Source organism: Pseudoalteromonas denitrificans DSM 6059, from assembly GCF_900112265.1.
Taxonomy (GTDB): Bacteria; Pseudomonadota; Gammaproteobacteria; order Enterobacterales; family Alteromonadaceae; genus Pseudoalteromonas; species Pseudoalteromonas denitrificans.
This window is the reverse complement of the sequence record NZ_FOLO01000004.1, coordinates 100,201-122,482: the sequence shown is the minus strand read 5'-3', so window position 1 is coordinate 122,482 and position 22,282 is coordinate 100,201. Positions and strand designations below refer to the sequence as shown.

General features: G+C 34.7%; 28 protein-coding genes and 1 pseudogene. 19 read left to right on the top strand and 10 right to left on the bottom strand.

The window, feature by feature from the left end:
• Positions 1 to 798: DUF1554 domain-containing protein (locus BM088_RS27115; protein WP_177207948.1), on the top strand; the 798-nt coding region annotated here is incomplete at its 5' end.
• A gap of 85 nt (positions 799 to 883) precedes the next feature.
• On the opposite strand, the gene BM088_RS04230 is transcribed toward BM088_RS27115, so the two are convergent.
• From BM088_RS04230 to BM088_RS04215, 4 genes are read right to left on the bottom strand one after another with little or no spacing between them, the layout of a single operon-like run.
• A complete protein-coding gene (locus tag BM088_RS04230; protein WP_091980313.1) occupies positions 884 to 1,591 on the bottom strand; it encodes a hypothetical protein in 708 nt (235 codons plus the stop codon).
• Between the two features lie 27 nt (positions 1,592 to 1,618).
• On the bottom strand, positions 1,619 to 3,187 hold the full coding sequence (locus BM088_RS04225) for an asparaginase domain-containing protein (protein WP_091980309.1): 1,569 nt from the start codon (positions 3,185 to 3,187) through the stop codon (positions 1,619 to 1,621).
• A gap of 43 nt (positions 3,188 to 3,230) precedes the next feature.
• Positions 3,231 to 4,052, bottom strand: coding sequence for a carcinine hydrolase/isopenicillin-N N-acyltransferase family protein (locus tag BM088_RS04220; RefSeq protein WP_091980305.1), 822 nt, complete (start codon positions 4,050 to 4,052; stop codon positions 3,231 to 3,233).
• Positions 4,053 to 4,074: 22 nt separating this feature from the next.
• A complete protein-coding gene (locus BM088_RS04215; protein ID WP_091980301.1) occupies positions 4,075 to 4,866 on the bottom strand; it encodes a hypothetical protein in 792 nt (263 codons plus the stop codon).
• A 204-nt stretch (positions 4,867 to 5,070) separates the two neighbouring features.
• On the opposite strand from BM088_RS04215, the gene BM088_RS04210 reads away from it, so the two are divergent.
• The 4 genes from BM088_RS04210 (at position 5,071) to BM088_RS04195 (ending at position 9,682) form a co-directional block, all read left to right on the top strand.
• Complete coding sequence (locus tag BM088_RS04210; RefSeq protein WP_091980297.1) at positions 5,071 to 5,991, top strand: hypothetical protein; 921 nt, start codon at positions 5,071 to 5,073, stop codon at positions 5,989 to 5,991.
• Positions 5,992 to 6,185: 194 nt separating this feature from the next.
• The gene (locus BM088_RS04205; RefSeq protein WP_425439274.1) at positions 6,186 to 7,472 is read left to right on the top strand and encodes an amidohydrolase; all 1,287 of its coding nucleotides are present in this window, start codon (positions 6,186 to 6,188) and stop codon (positions 7,470 to 7,472) included.
• An 88-nt stretch (positions 7,473 to 7,560) separates the two neighbouring features.
• On the top strand, positions 7,561 to 8,082 hold the full coding sequence (locus tag BM088_RS04200) for a hypothetical protein (RefSeq protein WP_091980290.1): 522 nt from the start codon (positions 7,561 to 7,563) through the stop codon (positions 8,080 to 8,082).
• 118 nt (positions 8,083 to 8,200) lie between these two features.
• Entirely contained in the window at positions 8,201 to 9,682 is a 1,482-nt protein-coding gene (locus tag BM088_RS04195) for a carboxypeptidase M32 (RefSeq protein ID WP_091980285.1), read from the top strand.
• A 65-nt stretch (positions 9,683 to 9,747) separates the two neighbouring features.
• On the opposite strand, the gene BM088_RS04190 is transcribed toward BM088_RS04195, so the two are convergent.
• Complete coding sequence (locus tag BM088_RS04190) at positions 9,748 to 10,083, bottom strand: winged helix-turn-helix transcriptional regulator (protein WP_091980281.1); 336 nt, start codon at positions 10,081 to 10,083, stop codon at positions 9,748 to 9,750.
• A gap of 129 nt (positions 10,084 to 10,212) precedes the next feature.
• On the opposite strand from BM088_RS04190, the gene BM088_RS04185 reads away from it, so the two are divergent.
• The 6 genes from BM088_RS04185 to BM088_RS04165 all read left to right on the top strand — a co-directional run bounded on the left by BM088_RS04185 (position 10,213) and on the right by BM088_RS04165 (position 14,039).
• Positions 10,213 to 10,980: an SDR family NAD(P)-dependent oxidoreductase gene (locus BM088_RS04185; RefSeq protein WP_091980276.1), complete on the top strand. Its 768-nt coding sequence runs from the start codon at positions 10,213 to 10,215 to the stop codon at positions 10,978 to 10,980.
• Positions 10,981 to 11,227: 247 nt separating this feature from the next.
• Entirely contained in the window at positions 11,228 to 11,392 is a 165-nt protein-coding gene (nrtS, locus tag BM088_RS26960) for a nitrate/nitrite transporter NrtS (RefSeq protein ID WP_143085034.1), read from the top strand.
• 16 nt (positions 11,393 to 11,408) lie between these two features.
• Positions 11,409 to 12,053, top strand: a complete 645-nt coding sequence (locus BM088_RS04180) for a cupin domain-containing protein (protein WP_091980272.1) — start codon at positions 11,409 to 11,411, stop codon at positions 12,051 to 12,053.
• 372 nt (positions 12,054 to 12,425) lie between these two features.
• Positions 12,426 to 12,932, top strand: a complete 507-nt coding sequence (locus BM088_RS04175; RefSeq protein WP_091980268.1) for a hypothetical protein — start codon at positions 12,426 to 12,428, stop codon at positions 12,930 to 12,932.
• Positions 12,914 to 13,249, top strand: coding sequence for a hypothetical protein (locus BM088_RS04170; protein ID WP_091980264.1), 336 nt, complete (start codon positions 12,914 to 12,916; stop codon positions 13,247 to 13,249). The genes BM088_RS04175 and BM088_RS04170 overlap by 19 nt, the downstream gene beginning before the upstream one ends.
• A gap of 127 nt (positions 13,250 to 13,376) precedes the next feature.
• Complete coding sequence (locus BM088_RS04165) at positions 13,377 to 14,039, top strand: hypothetical protein (RefSeq protein WP_091980260.1); 663 nt, start codon at positions 13,377 to 13,379, stop codon at positions 14,037 to 14,039.
• A gap of 131 nt (positions 14,040 to 14,170) precedes the next feature.
• Here the strand turns inward: BM088_RS04165 and BM088_RS04160 are convergent, their stop codons facing one another.
• Positions 14,171 to 14,431, bottom strand: a complete 261-nt coding sequence (locus BM088_RS04160; protein ID WP_091980258.1) for a hypothetical protein — start codon at positions 14,429 to 14,431, stop codon at positions 14,171 to 14,173.
• A gap of 83 nt (positions 14,432 to 14,514) precedes the next feature.
• Positions 14,515 to 15,342 carry an AraC family transcriptional regulator gene (locus tag BM088_RS04155; protein WP_091980257.1) on the bottom strand — a complete coding sequence of 276 codons (828 nt, stop codon included), beginning with the start codon at positions 15,340 to 15,342 and terminating at the stop codon, positions 14,515 to 14,517.
• Positions 15,343 to 15,572: 230 nt separating this feature from the next.
• Between BM088_RS04155 and BM088_RS04150 the strand changes: the two genes are divergently transcribed.
• The 7 genes and pseudogenes from BM088_RS04150 to BM088_RS04115 all read left to right on the top strand — a co-directional run bounded on the left by BM088_RS04150 (position 15,573) and on the right by BM088_RS04115 (position 19,400).
• Positions 15,573 to 16,052, top strand: a complete 480-nt coding sequence (locus BM088_RS04150; protein WP_091980255.1) for a YHS domain-containing (seleno)protein — start codon at positions 15,573 to 15,575, stop codon at positions 16,050 to 16,052.
• 24 nt (positions 16,053 to 16,076) lie between these two features.
• Positions 16,077 to 16,394 (top strand): annotated as a pseudogene (locus BM088_RS28050) (thioredoxin family protein).
• 31 nt (positions 16,395 to 16,425) lie between these two features.
• The gene (locus BM088_RS04135; RefSeq protein WP_091980250.1) at positions 16,426 to 16,713 is read left to right on the top strand and encodes a BufA1 family periplasmic bufferin-type metallophore; all 288 of its coding nucleotides are present in this window, start codon (positions 16,426 to 16,428) and stop codon (positions 16,711 to 16,713) included.
• 25 nt (positions 16,714 to 16,738) lie between these two features.
• Positions 16,739 to 17,644, top strand: a complete 906-nt coding sequence (locus BM088_RS04130) for an MbnB/TglH/ChrH family RiPP precursor modification enzyme (RefSeq protein WP_091980248.1) — start codon at positions 16,739 to 16,741, stop codon at positions 17,642 to 17,644.
• The gene (locus BM088_RS04125) at positions 17,637 to 18,449 is read left to right on the top strand and encodes an HvfC/BufC family peptide modification chaperone (protein ID WP_091980246.1); all 813 of its coding nucleotides are present in this window, start codon (positions 17,637 to 17,639) and stop codon (positions 18,447 to 18,449) included. Before BM088_RS04130 ends, BM088_RS04125 begins: the two co-directional genes overlap by 8 nt.
• A gap of 53 nt (positions 18,450 to 18,502) precedes the next feature.
• Positions 18,503 to 18,955 carry a DoxX family protein gene (locus BM088_RS04120; protein ID WP_091980244.1) on the top strand — a complete coding sequence of 151 codons (453 nt, stop codon included), beginning with the start codon at positions 18,503 to 18,505 and terminating at the stop codon, positions 18,953 to 18,955.
• Between the two features lie 40 nt (positions 18,956 to 18,995).
• Positions 18,996 to 19,400: an MAPEG family protein gene (locus BM088_RS04115; protein ID WP_091980242.1), complete on the top strand. Its 405-nt coding sequence runs from the start codon at positions 18,996 to 18,998 to the stop codon at positions 19,398 to 19,400.
• 194 nt (positions 19,401 to 19,594) lie between these two features.
• Here BM088_RS04115 and BM088_RS04110 read toward each other — a convergent pair whose 3' ends face one another.
• The 3 genes from BM088_RS04110 to BM088_RS27110 form a co-directional block, all read right to left on the bottom strand.
• Positions 19,595 to 20,215, bottom strand: a complete 621-nt coding sequence (locus BM088_RS04110; RefSeq protein WP_091980240.1) for a DJ-1/PfpI family protein — start codon at positions 20,213 to 20,215, stop codon at positions 19,595 to 19,597.
• Between the two features lie 147 nt (positions 20,216 to 20,362).
• Complete coding sequence (locus BM088_RS04105; RefSeq protein WP_091980238.1) at positions 20,363 to 20,974, bottom strand: helix-turn-helix domain-containing protein; 612 nt, start codon at positions 20,972 to 20,974, stop codon at positions 20,363 to 20,365.
• 211 nt (positions 20,975 to 21,185) lie between these two features.
• Positions 21,186 to 21,341 carry a hypothetical protein gene (locus BM088_RS27110; protein ID WP_177207947.1) on the bottom strand — a complete coding sequence of 52 codons (156 nt, stop codon included), beginning with the start codon at positions 21,339 to 21,341 and terminating at the stop codon, positions 21,186 to 21,188.
• A 183-nt stretch (positions 21,342 to 21,524) separates the two neighbouring features.
• Here BM088_RS27110 and BM088_RS04100 point away from each other — a divergent pair, with 183 nt between their 5' ends.
• The gene (locus BM088_RS04100; protein ID WP_091980236.1) at positions 21,525 to 22,247 is read left to right on the top strand and encodes an NYN domain-containing protein; all 723 of its coding nucleotides are present in this window, start codon (positions 21,525 to 21,527) and stop codon (positions 22,245 to 22,247) included.
• The last annotated feature ends 35 nt before the right edge of the window (positions 22,248 to 22,282 follow it).

Below are 22,282 nucleotides of genomic sequence, written 5' to 3'. Positions count from 1 at the left end.
AAAGACGGTATAGCAGGAAAAGATGGCACTAACGGTCTAGATGGCAAAGACGGTATAGCAGGAAGAGATGGTGCTAACGGTTTAGATGGCAAAGATGGTACAGCAGGAAGAGATGGTGCTAACGGTTTTAATGGAAATGATGGTTTAAATGGAAAAAATGGTATTAATGGAATTGCAGGAAAAGACGGTATTAATGGCATCGACGGTACTAACGGTTTAAATGGTCGAGACGGGGCACCAGGCATTAATGGGAAAGATGGGCGAAGTTACTTGCCTGCTAAACTGGCTGCTTTGCTACAGAAGGTCATATTTGTTACATCACAAACCTACTCTGGTAATTTAGGCGGAATATCAGGTGCTAATCAAATTTGTCAAACGGTTGCTAATAGTCCCTATTCAATCGCACCTTCAGCTTCTTATAAAGCACTACTCGCCGATGATGTACAAGAAATTACCGCTGCATTACATGAATCTAATACTTTGTATGTTGATACTTTTCTCCAGCCGTTAACCACTTCTGCTAGGCTGAAAAATGGTATAGAAAAGCTTGCAGCGCCAAATGGAGGGCATTTAATGAATGAATATGGTGCGATACAAATTGGAGTTGAACATAAAACTTGGACTGGCAGTGATGCAATGTACAGAAGTAATAAGAACTGTGAGAATTGGTCAACAGAATCCGAGTCTGCCCTAGGAGATGCTAGTTCTCATATTGATTTGTTGGATTTAGTAGAACGATCGTATTTTAGCTTCGATTATTGCAGTGTGAAAAAATCACTTCTTTGTATTGAGCAGTAGTAAAATATTAATTTAACAATAAAACGTGCGTTTATTACTTTAAACGCACGTTTTTGATAATAAAAATTAAATAAACCTACATACATTAAATAATATCTATTTTTCCTTTTGGTACAAATAAATACCCATAAAAATCATAAGTTACAATGATATCATTAGGATCATCTTGTTTCATTGGACCTTGGTTTACAACCCAATTAGCTTCTTGAGGGTTAACAATTGCATTACCTGCAAAGTCAAAATTAGTCACTTGATCGCCTCCATCTTTTTGTGACCAGGTATTTAGGCTCACGTTATCATCACAGCGCACCCAGTGATAATCACCCGGCCAACCAACGGACTGATCTGCCGGGGATATTAGAAGTGCAACGTAATGGCCTTCGGGAGCATTAGATGCATGGTCCCTCACTTGTGACAGACAATTACCAACATACTCTAAACCATCCTGACGAGCACCATCAACCACCCATTCACCTGTAGGTGCACCTAAAAATAACCCGTGCTTTCTCCCTGGTTGTGCAAATGAATTAGTAGCAACATTACAGGAGTAGTTATAACAATTATTATGTACTTGAAACTTATAAGACATAAAACTGCCTTGACAGTTTTTTGCAGGGTCATAGTCAATTGACTCACCTTGGACTGTAGGTGCGTATTGTGCGATATGTTTACCTCCCGGAACAGTGATATAACTTGGTGCTATGGATTCAATTTGCTCATTTAAAGGGTGATGAAATTGATTGTCGCTATGAACCATGCCTTTAAATTTGAATGCACTTTTAATATTTTTCATTGGATTTCCTTTTCAACTTTTAAATAATTAAGATTGGTTCGTAAAGAGTGTTTTAGTCACAACATTTTTTGCGTAGTAATACACGTACAAAGAAACACCTGAAGTGCTGTCACCAGATAAAATTAATTTAGAGGTCGCAGGGGAGGTTTGCACTGTATCAGATGCGTAAGTCGCAGTGTTAGAGCTATTATAAAAGACTAAATTACCATCAGATTGCATAATTAATCGTCCGGGCATATCGTCTGCAATAGGATTATCTATTGCTTGCCATAATGTATTATTACCTGAGTCTAATAATAATGGGCCTTTGTCGTAATCATTGATTAAGGTTATACCACCGTCAAGCGTACTAATAGACTCTCCGGCAATAAGCGTACTGTTTTCTCTGCAATCTAAAACATTTACATTCATGATTTCACCGGCAATATTACTTTGCAATAAAGTTTCAATATCTGCTTGTTGCCAGTTGTTCGTACTGTAATTTTTTAATGCATCTAAGATTATGAGCTTGGTTAAACCTGCAATAGGTGTCATGTCATAACTACCAACGCTGCCAACAGAGCTTAACCAGGAACCAGACTCATAAGCGGTAGAATTAACTGTACCAGCAATCACTTGAGTACAATCTAAAATAACAGTATTATTTTCATGCGCTTGCTCAAGCGCCTGATATATTGCACCATCAGTTGGACTATCTGGGTTACCTGATGGGAAATTCCCTTCACCATATGACTCTAAAACCAAGCCATTAACGCCTTGATCGATACATGCATTTAGCATATTTGCCAGTATGCTGGTATTTGGAGAACTGGTATCATCATAAAAAGCGGGGTAAGAATTAAAAGGAATGACAGTAGAGTTATTTATGTTACTGGTGATATAAGTGAGCTGCTCGCTTAATAATGCCTGAACACTTGTTTGTTCTAATGACACAGCCTGAGTAACAGGGGCTGGCTTTATATATTGATTATTTAATTTAAACTCAACACCATATTCCCCCAAAGCAGATAAATTAGGTGTAGAAAAGGCATCAAATTCACTGGCATTTGTTTTGATTGTACGATTACCTCGCAGTAATTTATTATCAAAATACAACCCAACTTCAGGCACGCCAGAATAAATAGATTCTATTGCACCACATACATTTTGAAAAGCATCGGTATTATACAGTAAGCTCAAGTCTGAAATATCCGCGCCTTCACAAAATAATGGTAACTGTGCGCCTGTCACAATAACCGGTTTACTTAAAACTGCATTTGCATTGCCACTACTATCTAATCCGGTTAATAAAAATGATAAAGCCGATGCTGTCCAGGCCATGGTATCTGTACCATGTAAAACCATAAACCCACCATAAGTATCATAATTTTCAAGTATATCTTTTGCCATGTCACACCAATTACTTGGTTGTAAATTAGTGCTATCGAGTGATGAACCAAAATCAATAAAGTCGACCTCAAAGTCACTATGTTCACTGATAATGATAGGGGTGATAATATTATTAAATGCTGTTTTAAATTCACTTAATGTCATAGGTGATAAAGGATTACCGATACAGCCAATGGTGCCACCTGTGTATAAAATGCCAAGTTTCATATTTATTACTCCATGTATTAAATTAGATTTTAAAAAGTATCCGTTATTGAATTAAAGCTTTACTTGCTTGTTCTTTATTTAAGTCAAATGTTGTTTTACTTTGACCAAATACATCATTTATGACGGTATAAAAATTGGTATTTGGATTACCGTTTAATTGATATGCACAACTAACTGTTTTTCCATCAGCATAAAAAATGGCCGTAGCTTGTGTAAAATAAGGAGCTTCTTGTACTGGGGTTTGTTCGTTTACTCGGCAAACAGATAATACCGTTTTACCAAAATATTGGTCGCTTAAAACATTAAATACTCCTGAATTAGTGGGAGTATGTTCTAAAATTGATTCAGCTCTTTGTAATCTTAAATAAGTACTATGATTTTGCTGATAATCTACAGCGTCAGGTAATATTCTAAAATGGTTTGTTGATGCAAAGTGACCTTGTTTACGTTCTATACATTCAACTGAACCTTGATTAGCTTCGATGAAATAACTCGATTGCGCATCACTTATTAATAAAATATCAGGCTGCATAAAAGTTTTGTAAAAACTGACCATATATTCAGCGGCATCTTTTGCTGTTTTATACTGAGAAATAATTTTGGTGTATGCTGCAAAAATATCCTGATCAACTGATGTTAATAAACCATTTTTTGCTAAGTAAGAATCCGCAGCAACAAATGATACACCAAAATTATTTACTCCTGCCCAAGCACCTTTACTGCCAGTGCGAGTAAATGGTAAATAAAGAATATCACCCGAACCGTTACAGATTTCGGGTTGAATAAAGTCAGTTAATACTTCTAAATCGCATTGCTTAAAACTGATATTTGTGTGGTTATTTATAATTGTGCCAATAGTACACATAGTTTAAATCCTTTTAAGTGAATTATTGTTGGAAGTTTTTTACATACAGTGCTGAATCTCTTAAGCTTGAAAAAAACCAAGGGGCTTCATATTGAGGCGTGGATGAATATTTATTCAGCACTTCATCTTTGGTCATATACAAAATGTCGGTCCATTGTTCAGAGTGTGCTTTAGCAACTAATAAATTGAGTTGTGCTTGCGTAAAGCTGCTCCCTGCTTCTGGTAATATAACTTGAGGCTCTACTTTTAAGCCAAAAACACAAAATAATGTTTGACTGCCACCTGAGGGATCACGTTCTAAATCTGTCATTAAAAACCTTTGGTTACTGACAGTCATATTTGATAAATTAATACCAAAACAACCTCTGTCATCTTCTTGAGGGTTGCCTTGCCCAACAGATAAACTGACTTGTTCGATAAACCATTGCTGCGTTGCTTTATTTTGTTTATTTTCATTAACCCAAGAGATTAAAGTTAAAGCGTTTTCAATGGAAGCAGGTGCATTTGCCGGATTTGCACCTTGTGCAAATACTGATGTTTTTCCATAAAAAGATGTGGATACTTTTTCAAAAAAAGCTAAAAATCTTTCTTTGCGACTTAAGTGTGCCATTGCAACTAATGGATTGTTATCTTTATCTTTTCCTTCAACAATTACAATAATGCATGAGGTTGCACTGTCAGAAAAAAGGTAATTAATGGGTGGTGTCGTGTCTTGATTATTAAGGTTGGCGATATAAAAATTATCTTGGCTTATGTATTTAAAGCCTGGGGGTAAAACTTTTATTGCAGATGTTGCTGTGAAATCAAATTTCATTTTAATATTCCTTTATAAATTTTTAAAAGAAACGCTTTCGTCCCCAAAAAAGTAGACGTAAATATGGATAAATCAAGTGCATTGAGTGATTAATTTTATAGTTTTTATATTGTATTTTTGTTGTTCCCGTTATAGCGTGTTGTTTCTGTAGTCGGTATGAATAAAATTTAAAAATGTATTATTAAAAATAAATAGGAATTAAATATGGCACAAATGTCTATGGTGACATTTATGAGATTTGTTAATGCGGCTGATAGAAGTTTTAGACAATCTGCATCGAGTCTTAACAATATTATTTTGCTTTTAGGTGGAAATGAAAATGGATCAACTGCATTTAGAAATATAAATGCAGTAACTACAACCAATATTGAGAATTTAGTTATTGCATTACCTACACCAAAATTAACTAAATATAGACAGGCACTTGAATATCTAGGAACTGCATTAGATATTGACAGCTTTGCACGGCCAAGTGGTTGCGTTATGAATTATCGTGGATTCTCAGTAGAAACAACCGGTTTTAGGGGGACTAATGGTCATGTAATGGTGCCAAATGGTAGGTATTTATTCAATCATGAATTTACAATGAATAGTACAAATGGCGAACGCAGTGCAGTATTAGATAATCATTGCTTAACAAGAGAACGTGTTTGGTATCCAGGTTCTCGTGCGCATATGCCTCCTTTTAATAATTTATTAGCAAATGTTCCCCAAGATTTTTATCAGCCCCAAGATGGTACAACAGGGTGCGAAATAGGTGATGAACATTCAACCAATAATCCTGTTTATATTGTCCGATGGCCTTTATCTATGGGCAATACAATAAATATCAGGCAAAGATACCAATATAAAAATCCAAATCGTGTTTGGAAAAATATTCCTGGAGCTTCATTTGAATTACAAAAAGGTGTTCGGTGGGGAGCTGGAGGCAGTCCTGTTTTTTTCTTTTCTAAAAAAAATCACGCGCCTGAAAATCCGGACCGATTTCATTTTGAGGTTGAAATTGATATAGGTAATCAACCGCTAGAGGTGCCTAATAGCCTTCCTCGCAGAATTGGTTTTGCACGAACAAATATTAGCTTATCTGTACATCCAGAGCTTAGGATCATCGCTGATGGCAGTTAATGTAAAAATACAGTTCCGGTTGGAGCGATTATAAACTTAAAAATGCTATATGTCAGCAAGGGCAATACGAACTCACTTTCAGTGCCCTTGATACACATTTTTAAAACTGTGTTTCATAGGGTAAACTCAAGGCAAAACAATAATAATGCTTTCCTTGGAGTTACTTAATGAAAAAAACACTGATTTCTTTATGTATGTGCACTATGTTTAGTGCAAATTTATACGCAAAAAAACAAGAAAGTACACAAAGAGTCGAAACACTCTCACATTCAATTGAACAAGATGTTATAAATTGGCGTCATCATTTTCATCAAAATCCAGAATTATCAAATCGTGAATTTAAAACTGCAAAATACATTAGTGATCACCTTAATAAACTTGGTTTAGAAGTACAAACAGGAATAGCCCATACAGGTGTTGTTGCAATATTAGATAGTGGAAAACCTGGGCCTGTGGTTGCATTACGTGCTGATATTGATGCTTTGCCTATTACTGAGCGAGCGGAAGTGCCTTTCGCTTCTACAGTAACAACACAATACAATGGTAAAGAAGTGGGTGTGATGCATGCTTGTGGCCATGATACACATGCTGCCATGTTAATGGGTGTGGCTGAAATTTTAGTAAAAATGAAAGGTGAGTTAAAAGGAAAGGTTAAATTTATTTTTCAGCCAGCTGAAGAGGGAGCACCAGCTGGAGAGTCGGGTGGGGCTGAACTTATGGTGAAAGAAGGCGTATTAAAATCACCTGATGTTGATGTTATTTTTGGTATTCATATTAATTCTCAAACAGATGTTGGTACGATAAAGTATCGTTCTGGTGGCATAATGGCTGCGGTAGATCCGTTTAAAATTACAATTAAAGGCAAGCAGTCTCATGGTGCTTACCCTTGGTTAAGTGTTGATCCTATTGTAACGTCAGCACAAATTATCATGGGGCTACAAACAATAGTGAGCCGAGAGCTTAAACTTATCGATAATGCTGCGGTTATTTCAGTGGGCAGTATTCATGGTGGAAATCGCTCAAATATCATTCCTGAGGAAGTTGAATTAGTCGGCACTATCAGAACTCTAAATTCAGATATGCGCACCCATATTTTAGAGGCCGTGCGCCGTAAGGCAACGTCAATCGCACAAAGCATGAATGCCGAAGTAGATGTAAAATTACCAGATGGGTTTAATTATCCTGTTACTTATAATGATCCTAAACTTATGGATGAAATGTTACCGACATTAGTAAAGACGGCTGGCAGCGATAATATTAAATTAGTAAATGCAGTAATGGGTGCTGAAGATTTTTCATTTTTTCAAAAAGAAGTGCCTGGATTATATTTATTTGTTGGTGGCAAAACAAAAGAGACGCCAGAGTCTGAAGCGCCAGGGCACCATACACCTGATTTTGTAATAGACGATGCGGGCTTAAAACTCGGTGTTCAAGTAATGAGTAATTTAACCCTTGATTATATGAATAAAACTTCAAAATAAATTAAGTTCATGAGCTGAAAGAGAGGTTCTCGGCTCATTTATTTTTGATAATAAATAACAATTAATCCCCTATACCGTAAAGAAAAATATGCCCGAAAAAGAAGAGAAAAGTAAATCCATCTTTAGTTTATTCACGATGCCATTAAAACTTTCACTAAGTTGGAGCACCTTTTTAGGATTGATGCTCTATTTCTTAAGAGAATTTACATATAAAATAGTAACCAGTAGTTACTTTGTTGATTTATATGTGGCTAGTATAATTATAACAGCCAGTTATTGGGTGTATAAAATTGCTAAAAATTATTATAAATTTAAAGGTGAAAATGTTTTTTACACTCTATCGGATGCGATAGGTCGACTTTTATCTGTGGTGGTTTTTTTTGGAATTACATTTTATATAACAAAAGATGTGCAAAAGAAAATAGAGTCTGAACAAGCGGTACAGGCTGAACTACAAAATATAAGCGAAAGCTATAAAAATAGTATTCAAACCCTCATGCTTGAAAATAAATCTATAAAAATAGAATTAGAAAGGTTAAACAAAAAGGTTGAATTTGTTCGCCATGCTGTTATTGATTTAGAAGAACTTGAAATGCTAACGCAACACTGACTTGGTAATAAGCCAATAATTTTTAAATTGGTATTATTGCACTACATAGATATGATAAATATCAAACTATATGAAAGTAGGGTTTTCCCTTTGTTTTAATTCAGTAAAAGGACGATTGATGAACGACTATCAAAAACTCGTGTCACATTTTAAAAAAATCTCACGTTATAAACATTTAGAGGCTATTTGTGGTTGGGATCAGGCTGCTGTTATGCCAAGTGGTGGGTATCAGGCAAGAGCTGAATCAATGGCTGAACTTTCGGTGCATCTTCATCAACTACTAAATGAACCTCAACTAGCAGATTGGTTTGAAAATGCAAAAAATCAAGAGTTATCAAGTTCTCACACTGCAAGTTTAAAAGAAATGAAAAGGCAATGGCAACATGCCAGTGTATTACCTGAGAGTTTGGTACAGGCTAAATCTCTTGTAGGCTCAAAATGTGAACATGACTGGCGTATACAAAGAGGGGATAATGACTGGCAAGGCTTTTCAAAGAACTTTGCAAAAGTAGTTACATTATCTCAAGAAGAAGCACAAATTCGTGCACAAACATCAGGGTTAACACCCTATGACGCTATGCTAGATTTATATGAACCTGGTACAACAACTAAATCACTCGATATTCTATTTAATAATGTTAAAACTTGGTTGCCTGATTTAATTGAAAAAATTAATGAAAAACAACAAAGTGAGCATTTTGTAGCACCTCAAGGTGTATATCCAGAGGCGCAACAAAAGCAGCTAGGTCTTGATGTGATGAAAATGTTAGGCTTTGATTTTAATCATGGTCGGCTAGATGTCAGTATGCACCCATTTTGTGGTGGCGTACCTTCAGATGTCAGGATCACCACACGTTACGATGATCAAGATTTTGTACAATCGCTAATGGGCATAGTGCATGAAACTGGGCATGCTCGTTATGAACAAGGCTTGCCAAGTTCTACCGGAGGATTACCTGTTGACGCTGCGCGTTCAATGGGAATACATGAGTCACAAAGTTTGTTTTTTGAAATGCAGTTAGGACGAAGTAAAGCATTTATAAAACACTTAGCACCCATGGCTGGAGCTGCATTTGAACAAGCAAATTCAACTGTTTTTGAAAATGATAACTTCTATAAATTGTATACTCGAGTATCTCCTGGTTTTATTAGGGTTGATGCCGATGAAGTGACTTACCCTGCACATGTTATTTTACGTTATGAAATTGAACGTGACTTAATGAATGGAGTAATAACGTATAAAGATATACCTGACTTGTGGGATCAAAAAATGCGAGGCTATTTGGGTTTATCGACTAAAGGAAATTATACCAATGGCTGCATGCAAGATATTCATTGGACAGATGGCTCATTTGGTTATTTTCCATCGTATACCTTAGGTGCTATGTATGCGGCGCAGTTTATGTCAGCAATGAATAATGCCTGTGATGTAACATGTGCGATTGAACAAAAAGACTTCAGTCCGATATTTAAATGGTTGGGTGAAAACATTTGGTCAAAAGGCAGTTCTTTATCGACAGATGAGCTGGTTAAAAGTGCCACAGGAGAGACGCTAAACGCCAATTATTTCAAAACTCATCTAGAAAATAGATATTTATAATTAAAAACTGAATATGCTGATATTAATCAGCATGTTTTAAAGCAAACATTTAAACACCAGCTGATTCAAGTATTTATCTCAGCTTGCAGAGTTTCTAATTGCGCGATTACATGAATAAACTTTTCACCGAAAGGTGTTACTTTATATTCAACTCTTGGTGGTACCTCATTAAAAGCCAATCTTTGTAAAATGCCAAACTCTATATTTTTTTTCAAACATGCATTAAGCACTTTCGTTGTTAAACCTTCAACATTTGCAACCATTTCACCTGGTCGATTAATGTCATTTTGTAATAAATGATACACAGTTATAGACCACTTACAGCCGATAATGGTTTCTACCATACGTGCAGATTGCGCTGGTGGTGATTTTCTTGAAAATAATTTTTCTTTATTAATCATAAATATGTACCAAAAAGTGCTTACCTAACCAATTTGTGCCTACTTTTATTAAGCCCTAATTCTAATTTAATATTACTGCATCAACAAAACATTTATTTAAATAATCATTTAATTTTGGAGTAATACATTATGAACTTTAATCAAACAGGCATTGCACTTATTATTGGTGGTTCGAGCGGTATGGGTAAAGCAACTGCAAAGCAATTATTAATGCAAAATATAGAAGTTGTTATTGTTGGCCGTAATGAAGAAAAGTTAGGCAAAACACAAAACGAATTATCACAATACGGTAAAATATCTGTATTAGCAGCTGATTTATATCAACAAGCAGGTATAGATAAAATAAAAAACTTTATTGCATTATCCGATACAAAAATTGGCTATTTAGTCAATGCAGCTGGTTACTTTAGCCCTAAAGCCTTTATTGATCATGACGATAGTGACTATGAAATTTATATGGCGCTAAATAAAGCAACATTTAATATTTCGCAAGCTGTTGCAAAAAATATGATAGCGAATAATGGCGGCAATATTGTCAATATTGGTTCTATGTGGGCAAAACAGGCAATAAAAGCCACACCATCATCGGCATATTCTATGGCTAAAGCGGGTTTGCATGCTTTAACTCAACATATGGCCATGGAATTAAGTGAGCATAATATTCGTGTCAATGCTGTCTCACCTGCTGTGGTTAAAACACCGATTTATGAATCTTTTATTGATGCAAAAGAAGTAGACACTGCCTTAGCGGGGTTTAATGACTTTCACCCTATTGGCAGAATAGGATCTGCACAAGATGTTGCAAATTCAATTACCTTTTTATTATCAGAACAAGCGAGTTGGGTCACAGGCGCAATTTGGGATGTTGATGGCGGCGTGATTGCAGGGCGTAACTAAACCATTGAAAATAAACATCAATCACAGGGTAAAATCTAAAGTTCATTAGCTGTGATGTCGGGCCTGGCCCGGCGTGATAGCAAAAAATTGCTAAAATGCTTTACTAAAAGCCGCTTCAGATGAATACCCTGAGTCTTGTGCAGTGGCGAAAATGAGTGGCTGTATGAGTCAGAAGATATTATGAATTTTATATATTTAAATTCATCTAAAGTTACATGATAAGTGGATTGAAAAATGATAAAAAACAATGTTTGTCGCCTTATGTGTAAGCTGTATTTTATTAATCATCAATCAATTTGATGCATTATTTGCAAGTGCTCAAATAAAATGGATCCCTGCAATATTAACCTATTGCGTACCATTTATTGTTTTTATTGCAGGGCAGTGTCGTAAAGCAGAATCAAACAGTTAAAAGAAAAGGTGCAAAAATGTTAAACATGGACTTTGCAAAAAGAGTTGTCATAAATACACATGAGCAGGATTGGATTGCAAGTCCACATGCAGGTGTATGGCGAAAGCTTCTTGCTCGTGAAGAGGCTGAACGAGGTCATGCAACAAGCCTTGTGAAATTTGAACCTGGTGCTAAATTTTCAAGCCATGATCACCCGTTAGGTGAAGAAATTTTAGTATTAGAAGGTACATTTTCAGATGAAAGTGGTAATCACACGGCAGGGAGTTATTTCAGAAATCCCGAGGGTTTTATTCATGCGCCCTATAGTAAAGAAGGTTGTTTATTATTGGTAAAGTTACACCAATTCAAACAAGATGATACTGAACACGTCATGATCGATACGTATAATACACCTTGGTTACCTGGCAATGGTAATTTAGAAGTGATGCCTTTACATAACTTTGAAGGTGAATCTACAGCGCTAGTTCATTGGCCTCATGGTACGCATTTTACACCGCATATGCACATCGGCGGTGAAGAAATTTATGTTATAAGTGGTGAATTTATTGATGAGCATGGTCGATATCCCAAAGGCACTTGGATCAGAAGCCCTCATTTGAGCACACATAATCCATACGTTGAGCAAGACACTATCATTTTAGTAAAAGTAGGGCATCTGTAACTGAAAGTTTAGCTATTCCATTGAATAACAAACATCACTTATTATTAAAAATAATGTTTGATATTACACGTATTCAAACGGATCCCTATTAGGTATTTATAACCCACCTTTGCTGGATTAAATATTAACATAAAAGCCATTATTTATTCTGAGGGTGAACCGAGCTTTTTGAATACAGTCACTAAATGATTTAAAGGAGTTGCAGATTTAAGTGCAACTCTTGTAACTGCTGTTATCTCAGGGGGTATGTTACAAAAAAGAATAAAATGCGCATAATTCAAAATAATAAAAGAGACGGCTTTTCATGTTTCTTTATTCACAAATCTTTCCCTGTTACGTCTTTTATAAAAAGCCCCCAAAGAGGAATACAAAATGGCTGATTATAATAAGGCGTTTAATCATTTAACAACAAAAGAAATCACAACAGTATCAAACTCATATGCAACAGAAGTCAAAATAGACTCTTTAAAATGTTGGCAGTCATTATCATTACATGGCTTTAGTGAAAAAGAATTATTTTATTTATTTAAAAATCTATATTGTGTGGAGATATGGCAGCAAATTCGAGCTGATCAAATAGATGATCAAATCACGGCTCAATTGTTATTTAAAGCAGCGTTAGAAGGCCATTTAAATGTATTAATAAAAGAATTACAAACTCAATTTGAGCTTCCTGCTACTGGGGTTATGTGTTCGTTTACGCTTAATTTAATTAATCATATAGATAATAACGATTTTAAAGACTGGTTGAGTTGGGGGTTAGTTTATCAAGAAACCATTGATGCAAAAAATGACAAATTACTACCGCAATTTCGTACTCAAACAGGTTTAACCCATTCAATATTGAATAAGGAGGGTTTATGTGGTTACAAGCACTAATGAGTTTAGGTGGTTTAGTCAAAGAGGTTATTTCTGGTCATCAAAAAATAAAACAAGCTAAAACGATTGCAAAGATAAATCGCATTAATGATTGGGAAAATAGCCAAGCAGATGCGGCTAAAACGAGCTGGAAAGATGAGTGGTTCACTGTGTTATTGTCTATTCCATTTGCAATGTGTTTTATTCCTGAATTTGCCCAATATGCGCATATGGGATTTGAGCACTTGTCACAAACTCCTGACTGGTATCGTTGGATGTTTGGTTTAGCTGTTGGGGCATCATTTGGTGTTCGTATTGGGAATCAATTTATAAAATAACATCTCTTAATATCTTTTCTTCATGCCTACCTTTTCTTGTGCAAGTTATTTACTTGCTTAACGACAATTAAGGAGAGTTTGTCTCTCCTCCCTCCTAACTTGTATTTAATTATTAAGGAGATGACTTATGTCAGAACTTCAAAGTAACTCTCGGAACACTTCTCACAGTAATAGCAATACTAAAACTGTAAAAAGGAATAAGGATCATGACACAGCTCAATATAAACATATAAAAACAGACTCCAAATTTAAAATGCCGCAAGATGTTGTTATGGTGCTGGTGGGAAAATGGGCTATGCCTACAACTGTCGTTTTAGTATTAATTACATGTTTAGCTGGCTATTACCTTGAGGTTGAAGCTTTTACGCCAGTTGTGGGTATGATAGCGCCAGTTGTCATGGCATTGATTATGGTTATTAAAGAAGCTTCTGTTGGTAAAGAAGAAGATGAAGCCATTAAAGACAGAGAGCGAGAGCGCGAAGAACGTGTTAAACAATATAACATTGAAAAAGACATTAAGCTGGCGCAAATGGCGTATGAAGAAAAGCGCCATGTTCAAGAGTTGGCAGAAAAAGCCCGTCAGTTTGATATGACACAGTCTGCAACCCGTGACTTTGTTAGTTTAGCCAAAGATATGAACAATCAACTAGCCGATAGCATGAAAAAAGAAACCGAATTGGTGATGGGAGATACGCATATAAAGCTCGCCGATGGTAAAACGAGTTTGAAAAATAAAATACAAAATAAGTCAAAAAAAAAGGATTATGAAAAGAAAAAACAACTTCAATAGTAAAAATTATCAAAATGAAGCCAGACAATGTCTGGCTTTTTTTGTTTATATTTTTAGCGATGACAGATGTAAGTTATACGCAGTGATTTCATTGATCATTTTTTGCTTTGAGTGTTATTTATTAGCTGCGATTATGCATTTTTACAAAATAGAGAAAATCCATTTGGGGTGAGTTGATAATAAGATAAAACGTTAAAGTCGACAGGTAATAATCTGAGCAAGCCTTCACTTATAAGAAACTCAATAACGCTATTATGTAAGTTAATTTGCTCGTTTGTGGCAGTGCCATCTTTATGTATGTCGTCAAAGCCAATTTTTTTACTAAAGGGGTAAGCATTGCCTAATACAGTGAGAATTGATTTGGCATAATAATTAAAGTCTTGTTTTTCCACTTAATGTCCTTTGTTTTTTTATATATTAACATTGTAGATTTTGTGCTTGTATAGGTAGCTAAATTATTTTAAATAATGACAGACTACTTTTTTAATTTTATTAACCATTCTTTTGGTGATAAACCTAATTTTTTTCTAAATACGCGCGCCAGTGCTGAGCCGTGTTCATAACCTACCTTATTCGCAACTAAACCAACAGACTTATCTTGTTTTAATAAGTCTTTGGCAATGCTTAAACGTAAGTCGATTAGGTAATCATTAGGTGCTTGGCCTACGGTATCTTTAAAAGAAGCAGCAAATTTTGAACGAGACATACCCGCTAAGTGTGCCATTGAGTCTATGGTCCATGAATCTTCAGGTTGTTGTTTTAGTTGTGACATTACGTTTGATATTTGAGGGTGTGAAAGTCCAGCTAGCATACCTTGTTTTACTAAGCCTTCATTTAATACATGTCTTAAAATTTGTACTAAAAAAATATCACATAATTTATTAATGACTATTTGACGTCCACATTCATCATTAAATGCCTCTTCAAATAACCAATGTGCAGTTTTACCTATAATATCCCCTTGATTGATATCTATGCATAAAAATTTGGGTAATGTATTAATTAGTTGGGTATTACTGCCAGAATTAAAATCAATATCCACACAGACAAGTTCTGCTTCATGTGACTCTTTAGATAAAATTTTGTGTTTGGTTGGTCCGGGCATGAATAGCACACTTGGTTTATCTAAAGTGACTTTATGACCTTCTTCACACATTAGAGTGAGTGTGCCAGCTTTTAATAAATGTAGATGGCCTTTATTATTCTCAGATCCCCCTAAGTTTTGCACGCCACATAAGTTTCCAGAGAAAAAAACCTCAGCATTAAAAGATAAGCTATTAAGAATATCAGTCAGTTTATCCATGTTATTTCCAAAGATGATACGTTTTTGTTTTGATAGTTTAAACCTGGTCAATCACAAAATTCAAACATGTATTAACTAAAGACGATGTGTTTCAAGTAAAAGACGATTTGAATCATTCATAAAAATACACTTGTTAAAGTAGCTCTAACACCAAAGAGCATACTTAACTGAGTTGGGAATGTCTCATACAATTTAACAACAATGTATTTCAATTATTTAAGGATTTTTATATGAATATTTCAACAATGATCAAGTCAGTGACACTTGCAAGTGGATTACTTATGAGCAGTTTCAGTTTTGCAGCTGATATCGATGTGAATGCGGGTGTAAATGATTTAGCACTACATGGATATGATGCCGTGTCATATTTCACAAAAAATAAACCAACAAAAGGTAGCCATAGTTATACGGCAACACATAAAAGCGCGATTTATCAATTTGCATCAGAGCAAAACAGAGATAAATTTAAAGCAAATCCAGCAAAATATGCACCACAGTTTGGTGGTTTTTGTGCCATGGGCGCCGCACTTAATAAAAAATTAGATGTTGATCCTATGGCTTATCGTGTTGTTGAAGGCAAGTTATATCTTAATTTAAATAAAGCAGTACAGAAGAAATGGTTAACAGATTTATCTGGTAATTTAGAAACAGCAAACCGTGTTTGGTTTGGTATTCAAGGTGTGTCTATTGCACAGCTAAATGCTGAGTAATTAAAAAAAAGCACAGAGGCTCATATGCAAACAGAATTTTATAAATCCGAGTTTGATGCATTTGGTCTTGAGCATTCATGGGGACTCATTTATTTCAGTGCCTCATGGTGCGCACCATGCAAACACATGTTGCCGGTGATGAGAAATTAATCTGACATTTTTAATGAGCAGATAAAAATAATAAAAATAGATGTAGATGACAGACCTGACATGGTTAATAAGTTTAATGTCAGAGCTGCTCCAACACTTATTTTATTAAATAAATCATTGGAAGTTACTCGGCTAGTGGGTGCGCATAACTTTAGTGATACTCAAACTTGGTTAACAAGGCAAATACTATGATGCTAATTAAATTTTATTTTAAGGGTAAATGATGGATAACAAAAAAATGATTGCCAGTGCTGCATTAGCTGTTGCACTTAGTGCGAGTCTTTCAGCACCAGCAAGTGCTGCTGGAAAAGAGAAATGTTATGGCGTGGCGAAAGCGGCACAAAATGATTGTTCCAATTTAGCGGGTACACATTCATGCGCAGGTCAAGCTGCTGTTGATAATGATCCTGGTGAATGGAAATTAGTTGCTAAAGGTACATGTGAAAACATAGGCGGATTATTAAAAAAAGCGGCCAAAAAGAAATATAAAGAAGCAAAGGCTAATTCATAACAAATCGCATATTAAGGAGCTAATAATGTATCAGTCAAAACTTAAAAATACTTGCAAAAATTCGCCTCTTATTGGGGTTGGATTACGCCACCAGCACTTTGCTAATGTTTTAGCTGATACATCTGATATTGATTTTGTGGAAGTACACTCTGAAAACTTTTTTGCTCAAGGGGGAGCAAGCTTAAATGTATTAGAACAAGTAAGAGATAAATTAGATGTGAGCTTACATTCAACGGCTATGGGGCTTGGTTCAGCACAAGGCGTACCCGTTAAATATTTAAATAAATTAAACAATTTGGCTAAAAACATAAATCCTATATTGATGTCAGATCATGCCTGTTTTACTTGGAGCAAACTTAATGGCAAGCAAGTTCATGCAGGTGATTTATTACCCCTTATGTTTAACAAACAAAGTTTGATGGTATTGGCACATAACATAGATAAAGTGCAACAGTTTATAGGGCGTCCTTTATTAATCGAAAATTTATCAGCATATTTTCAGCCTTCAAATAAAGAAATGCCTGAAACAGAGTTTTTAACTCGGCTAACTGAAATGTCAGGATGCAATTTATTAATCGATCTGAATAATATCTTAGTGACAGGACATAATTTAAATGAGGCGAACCCATTAAGGTATGCACTTAATTGGCTAAAAGACATTCCAAAAAATTCAGTTGGTGAAATTCATTTAGCAGGTTACACACCTGTTGAAGCAGATGAATTGGTGATAGATGATCATAGCCAGCCTGTATCTAAAGAAACCTGGCATTTATATGGCGCTGCAATTAAACGTTTTGGCAATATTCCAACTTTAATAGAGTGGGATAATAACTTACCTAACTGGTCTGAATTAGTAAATGAGGCTAAAAAAGCACGCTCCATATCTACAGCTGTTTTAGGTTTGGGTGAGGAGGTAAATCTCTATGAATAAAGCATTAATTGATGCATTTGACACTGTTAAAAAGCAACAACAAGCATTAGTTTCACAAATTTTTTTGTTTCATGGCCATGATAAATCGGCTTTAAATGAAAATGACTTAGATGTATTTGATAAAAAGGGCCTAGAGGTTTTTCAGAGAAATCTAAAAGCGATGGCGCAGCATGCTTTGGCAATTAGTTTTCCTACGGTATTTAAATTAATAGGGCAAAGGTATTTTAATTATGCTGCTTTTGAACTGTTAAGAGCACATCCGCCATCAGAAGGCGATTGGGCACTATGGGGAAACGAATTTGCGCAAGTTTTATCTCAGTTACCAGAATTAAAAGAATATCCCTTTATTGCAGACATTGCGCGATTTGATTATTTAATTCACCAGAGTCAGACAAATAAAAATAATGACATTGATTTATCAAGTTTTCAATTACTGGGTGAAAAACCGCTTGATGAGATACATATAAAATTTAATCAAAGCGTTAAGTTATTTAGTTCTATTTTTCCTATTCTTCAAATCTATAAAATGCATCAGGAAGAAGGCGAAGAGGATCTCCCAGATAAATTATTTTTAGAAAATGAGCTTATAGATGCTAACGATAAACAAAGTATTTTAATTTTAAAAAGTAATTTTAAAACACAATTTATTCAATTAGATAATAGAGAATATGAATTTATTAATATGCTTTTACAAGGTAGGAGCATAGGAAAAACATTAGATAAAATGCATTCAACATTTGATTTTGCTAAATGGCTAGAGCAAGCATTAAAGCAAAATATCATCAGTCACTTAAAACATCTTTAAACTAAAACCTTTTTAGTTAGAACCCATTTATTAAATACATAATAGGAAATATCATGGACTTAACATCAAGAATCATTTTACCTTATCAAAAGGTATCAACCTTAGTTAATCTTTATTTACAACCTGTGGCGCTACTTATGGCAAGAGTTTATGTCGGCTGGGTCTTTTTTGCTGCAGGTCTTACAAAAATAAAAGAGTGGGATACGACTTTATTTTTGTTTGAAGAAGAGTATCAGGTGCCATTTATCAACTTTGAGTTAGCAGCTTATTTAGGTACGGCAGGGGAGTTGATTTTACCTATTATTCTGGTATTGGGTATTGCAAGTCGTATTGGGGCTTTAGGCTTAAGTATGGTTAATATTGTTGCTGTGATAAGCTTAGAAGAAATCGCACCTGCTGCTTTAACTTCACACTTTATTTGGGGAGTACTATTAATACAACTTGTTGTTTTTGGCGCGGGTAAAGTATCAATAGACAGTTTTATTAAGTCAAAAATAAAGGCATGATATAAAACTAACGAAGCAGTGCTAAATACAAAGGATATATATGTTATACGCTATGTTTATGATGGTACTGCTTACTTTTATTGTTGGGCTTTTTACTGTTTCAGTTAGGTTTTCAAATGTTAAAAAAGGCAATGTTAAAGCCCGTTTTTTTACACTAATGCAAGGCCAAGAAGTACCAGAAATTGTAACTAAAACAACACGAAACTTTAATAATCAATTTGAAATTCCCGTTTTGTTTTATGTTATTACATCTCTTTATTTAATGTTTGATCTAGGTAATGATACAACCGCGCTGATATTTGCATGGCTTTTTGTTATTTTAAGATATTGTCACGCGTATATTCATATTACATATAACCATGTTTTACATAGAATGCTGATATTTTTTGCCGCTTTTTTCTGTGTTTTGGCAATGTGGGTTAATTTGTTGATTCTTAAAAGCTAGGAGCAGTCGTCGAGGAGGACATCACTCATTTAGTGCCTTATTGATATAATAAACAGTCTTTGACACAAATGAACGACAAAGGTTTACAGAGCTTGAGGTCTCAATTTAATAGATAAAATTGAGACCTTTTTAGTAAATACTGAACCTGAAAATAAGACTTTGAAATAATTTTGTTAGACAAAAATAAATAGCATTTAAACTTGTGCCTGAAAATACCAGTCAGGACTGATTTTTGGCATACGCATTTTTTGTTTAATATCTTGCATGTTTTGTTTATTTGTAAGCATTTCTAATAACTTAAATGCAACTTCAAGTGCGGTACCGGGTCCTGATGAAGTAATTATATTACCGTCAATAATAATAGGTTTATCTATAAAATTAGTCCCAAAATTAACTAGCTGACTTTTTCGTTTACCGCCTATCTGATGATATGTTGTTGCTTTTTTTCCGTTTAATATATGTGCTTTACCAAGCGCTAATGATGATACACACACACTGGCAATGGGTTTGTTTTGTTTATCAAAAAACTTTATTACGTTTAAAAAATCTTCACTAAATGCATCTTTATAAAAACCAGATGGCTCAAACCCGCCAGGTAAAGCTAATGCGTCAAATTCGTTTAAATTTATATCTTTGAGTAAATAATTCGGTTCTAGTTTTAAACCAAAAGTGGTCACTATTTTTTTTCTTAGCCCAACATCTATGACTGCTATAGGGAAATCACTTAATAGAGAAGTCCAGCCAAATACATCGGTAAAAGCGGCCATTTCTAAGGGTTCAACACCCTGAGCTAATAACATTAATATCTTTTTCATTTATATATCTACTTATTTTTTGTACAGGTGAACTCTGTTGTTAAAAAGTAAGTATGGGTATATTTAACGTTAGGATAAATATCTTTGATATAGAAATAGTGTCAACAAAACATTGATAATTATTGGGATAATATGTATTTGATAGAGTTATCGTTTAAATAATTGTCTATATTTACTTGGTGTATATTGTGTAATATTTTTAAAGCTCCTTCTAAAAGATACATCATCTGAAAAACCAAGCATATTACTGATAGCACTGACTCCTTGTGTACTATGAATAAGATACTCACTTGCTTGGTGCATTTTCACAATGCGTAAAAATTGTGAGCAAGATAAGTCAGTTAATATTTTGACCTTACGAGAAAGTGTTCTAGAGGTCATGTTTAAATATTGTGCTAATAATTCTATACCGATATCCCTTGCAGCTGTATTTTCAACCCAAAGGTAAATTTTGCGTATTAAATCATTATCTATTTTCATGATGTTTATGATCTTAAATGGTTGCACTTGAGGTTCAGGCTTAGCTAATACCATTAAGTCTTGAATTTCACGTAAAACCGACTCACTATGCATTTTTTTAATTAAGCTTTGTGCTATTTGCAAATAACCATTTACACCCGATGCGGTATCGATATTTGTGTCTGAAATGTATGATTGACTAAATAGCCATTCAATTTCAGTAAATTTCTTTTGCAAATAATCAGCTAACCACCAAGTAGAGGTTGCCTGGTGTTTATTTAACTTTCCTGAAGCCGCCACTAAGCTGACCGAAGTGCAGTAACTATAAATATTGACTCTTATCGGTAACTTCTTAATGGCTGAAATTAAATTTTGATTTTGTTTTAAATAATATGGGTTAGCACAAGTAATAAATATTAATTAAATTTGTGAAATATCCCCCCATTTCATCCCAAATTTAATCAAATACTTTGTTATCGACTTGGGTTATTGTTCGACTAACATCAAATAATTATTTTCCTGCTGATACCATGCTGCTATGAAGCTGACTTGTTTTTAAAACATAGCTAAGCTGATTTTCATCGAACTTATCTAATTGTTCTACCTCTTCTTTTGGTAGGTAGTTATATAGAATTTGATATTTGATAGTTGCACTGGCGAATTCCAAGCGGTTTTAATCGTTCAAGCTTTTACACATGTGGAGCTGTTAAAACATTGTTAACAAGGCTATTAAAGTTATTTTAAAACAATAAATCCCCCAGTAACCACATAAAAAGTATTGCTATTTCATGTATATATGGCATAAATGTACTATTAGGAATAGTTCATTACGCTGAAAAGGAATCACGTTTTGAGGGAAAAGGAAAAAATCGCATTATTTATTGATGCAGATAATGCACCCGCAGCCAAAATAGATATCATATTGTCTGAACTTGCCAGGTATGGTGTTGTTAACATTCGTAAAGCTTACGGAAACTGGAAAAGCCCATGTATCAAGTCTTGGGAAGATGTTCTCCACGAATACGCCATCCAACCTATACAACAATTTGATTTGACCAAAGGAAAAAATGCCACTGATATCGCACTAGTCATTGATGCTATGGATATTCTTTATACTAAAGATGTAGATAGTATATGTTTAGTTTCCTCTGACTGTGACTTCACTCCTCTAGTAACTCGCGCTCTCGCAGATGGAAAGTTCGTGATTGGCTTTGGTGAACGTAAAGCGCCAAAGGCTTTCGTTAATAGTTGTTCTAAATTTTTATTTCTTGATGATATCGAAACAGAAGAAAAACCTACCCAAAAGAAAAAACCAAGTATTAAAAGCGATACGAAGCTTATTAATATGCTTCGTCAGGCTGTAGATGCTGCCGAAGAAGATGGCGGTTGGGCGCAATTGGGTCCTATAGGAAAACATATTTCTAACCATGCATCTTTTGATCAACGAAATTATGGTTTCAAAAAATTGAGTGACTTATTCGCTGCGATCGATTTATTTGAAATGAAACAAACCCATGGTTCTGCAACATGGGTGAGAGATAAACGTAAGCATAAAACTCAAAATAATGATTAGTAATTCGTACAAATTTCAACATTCTAAATACAAAG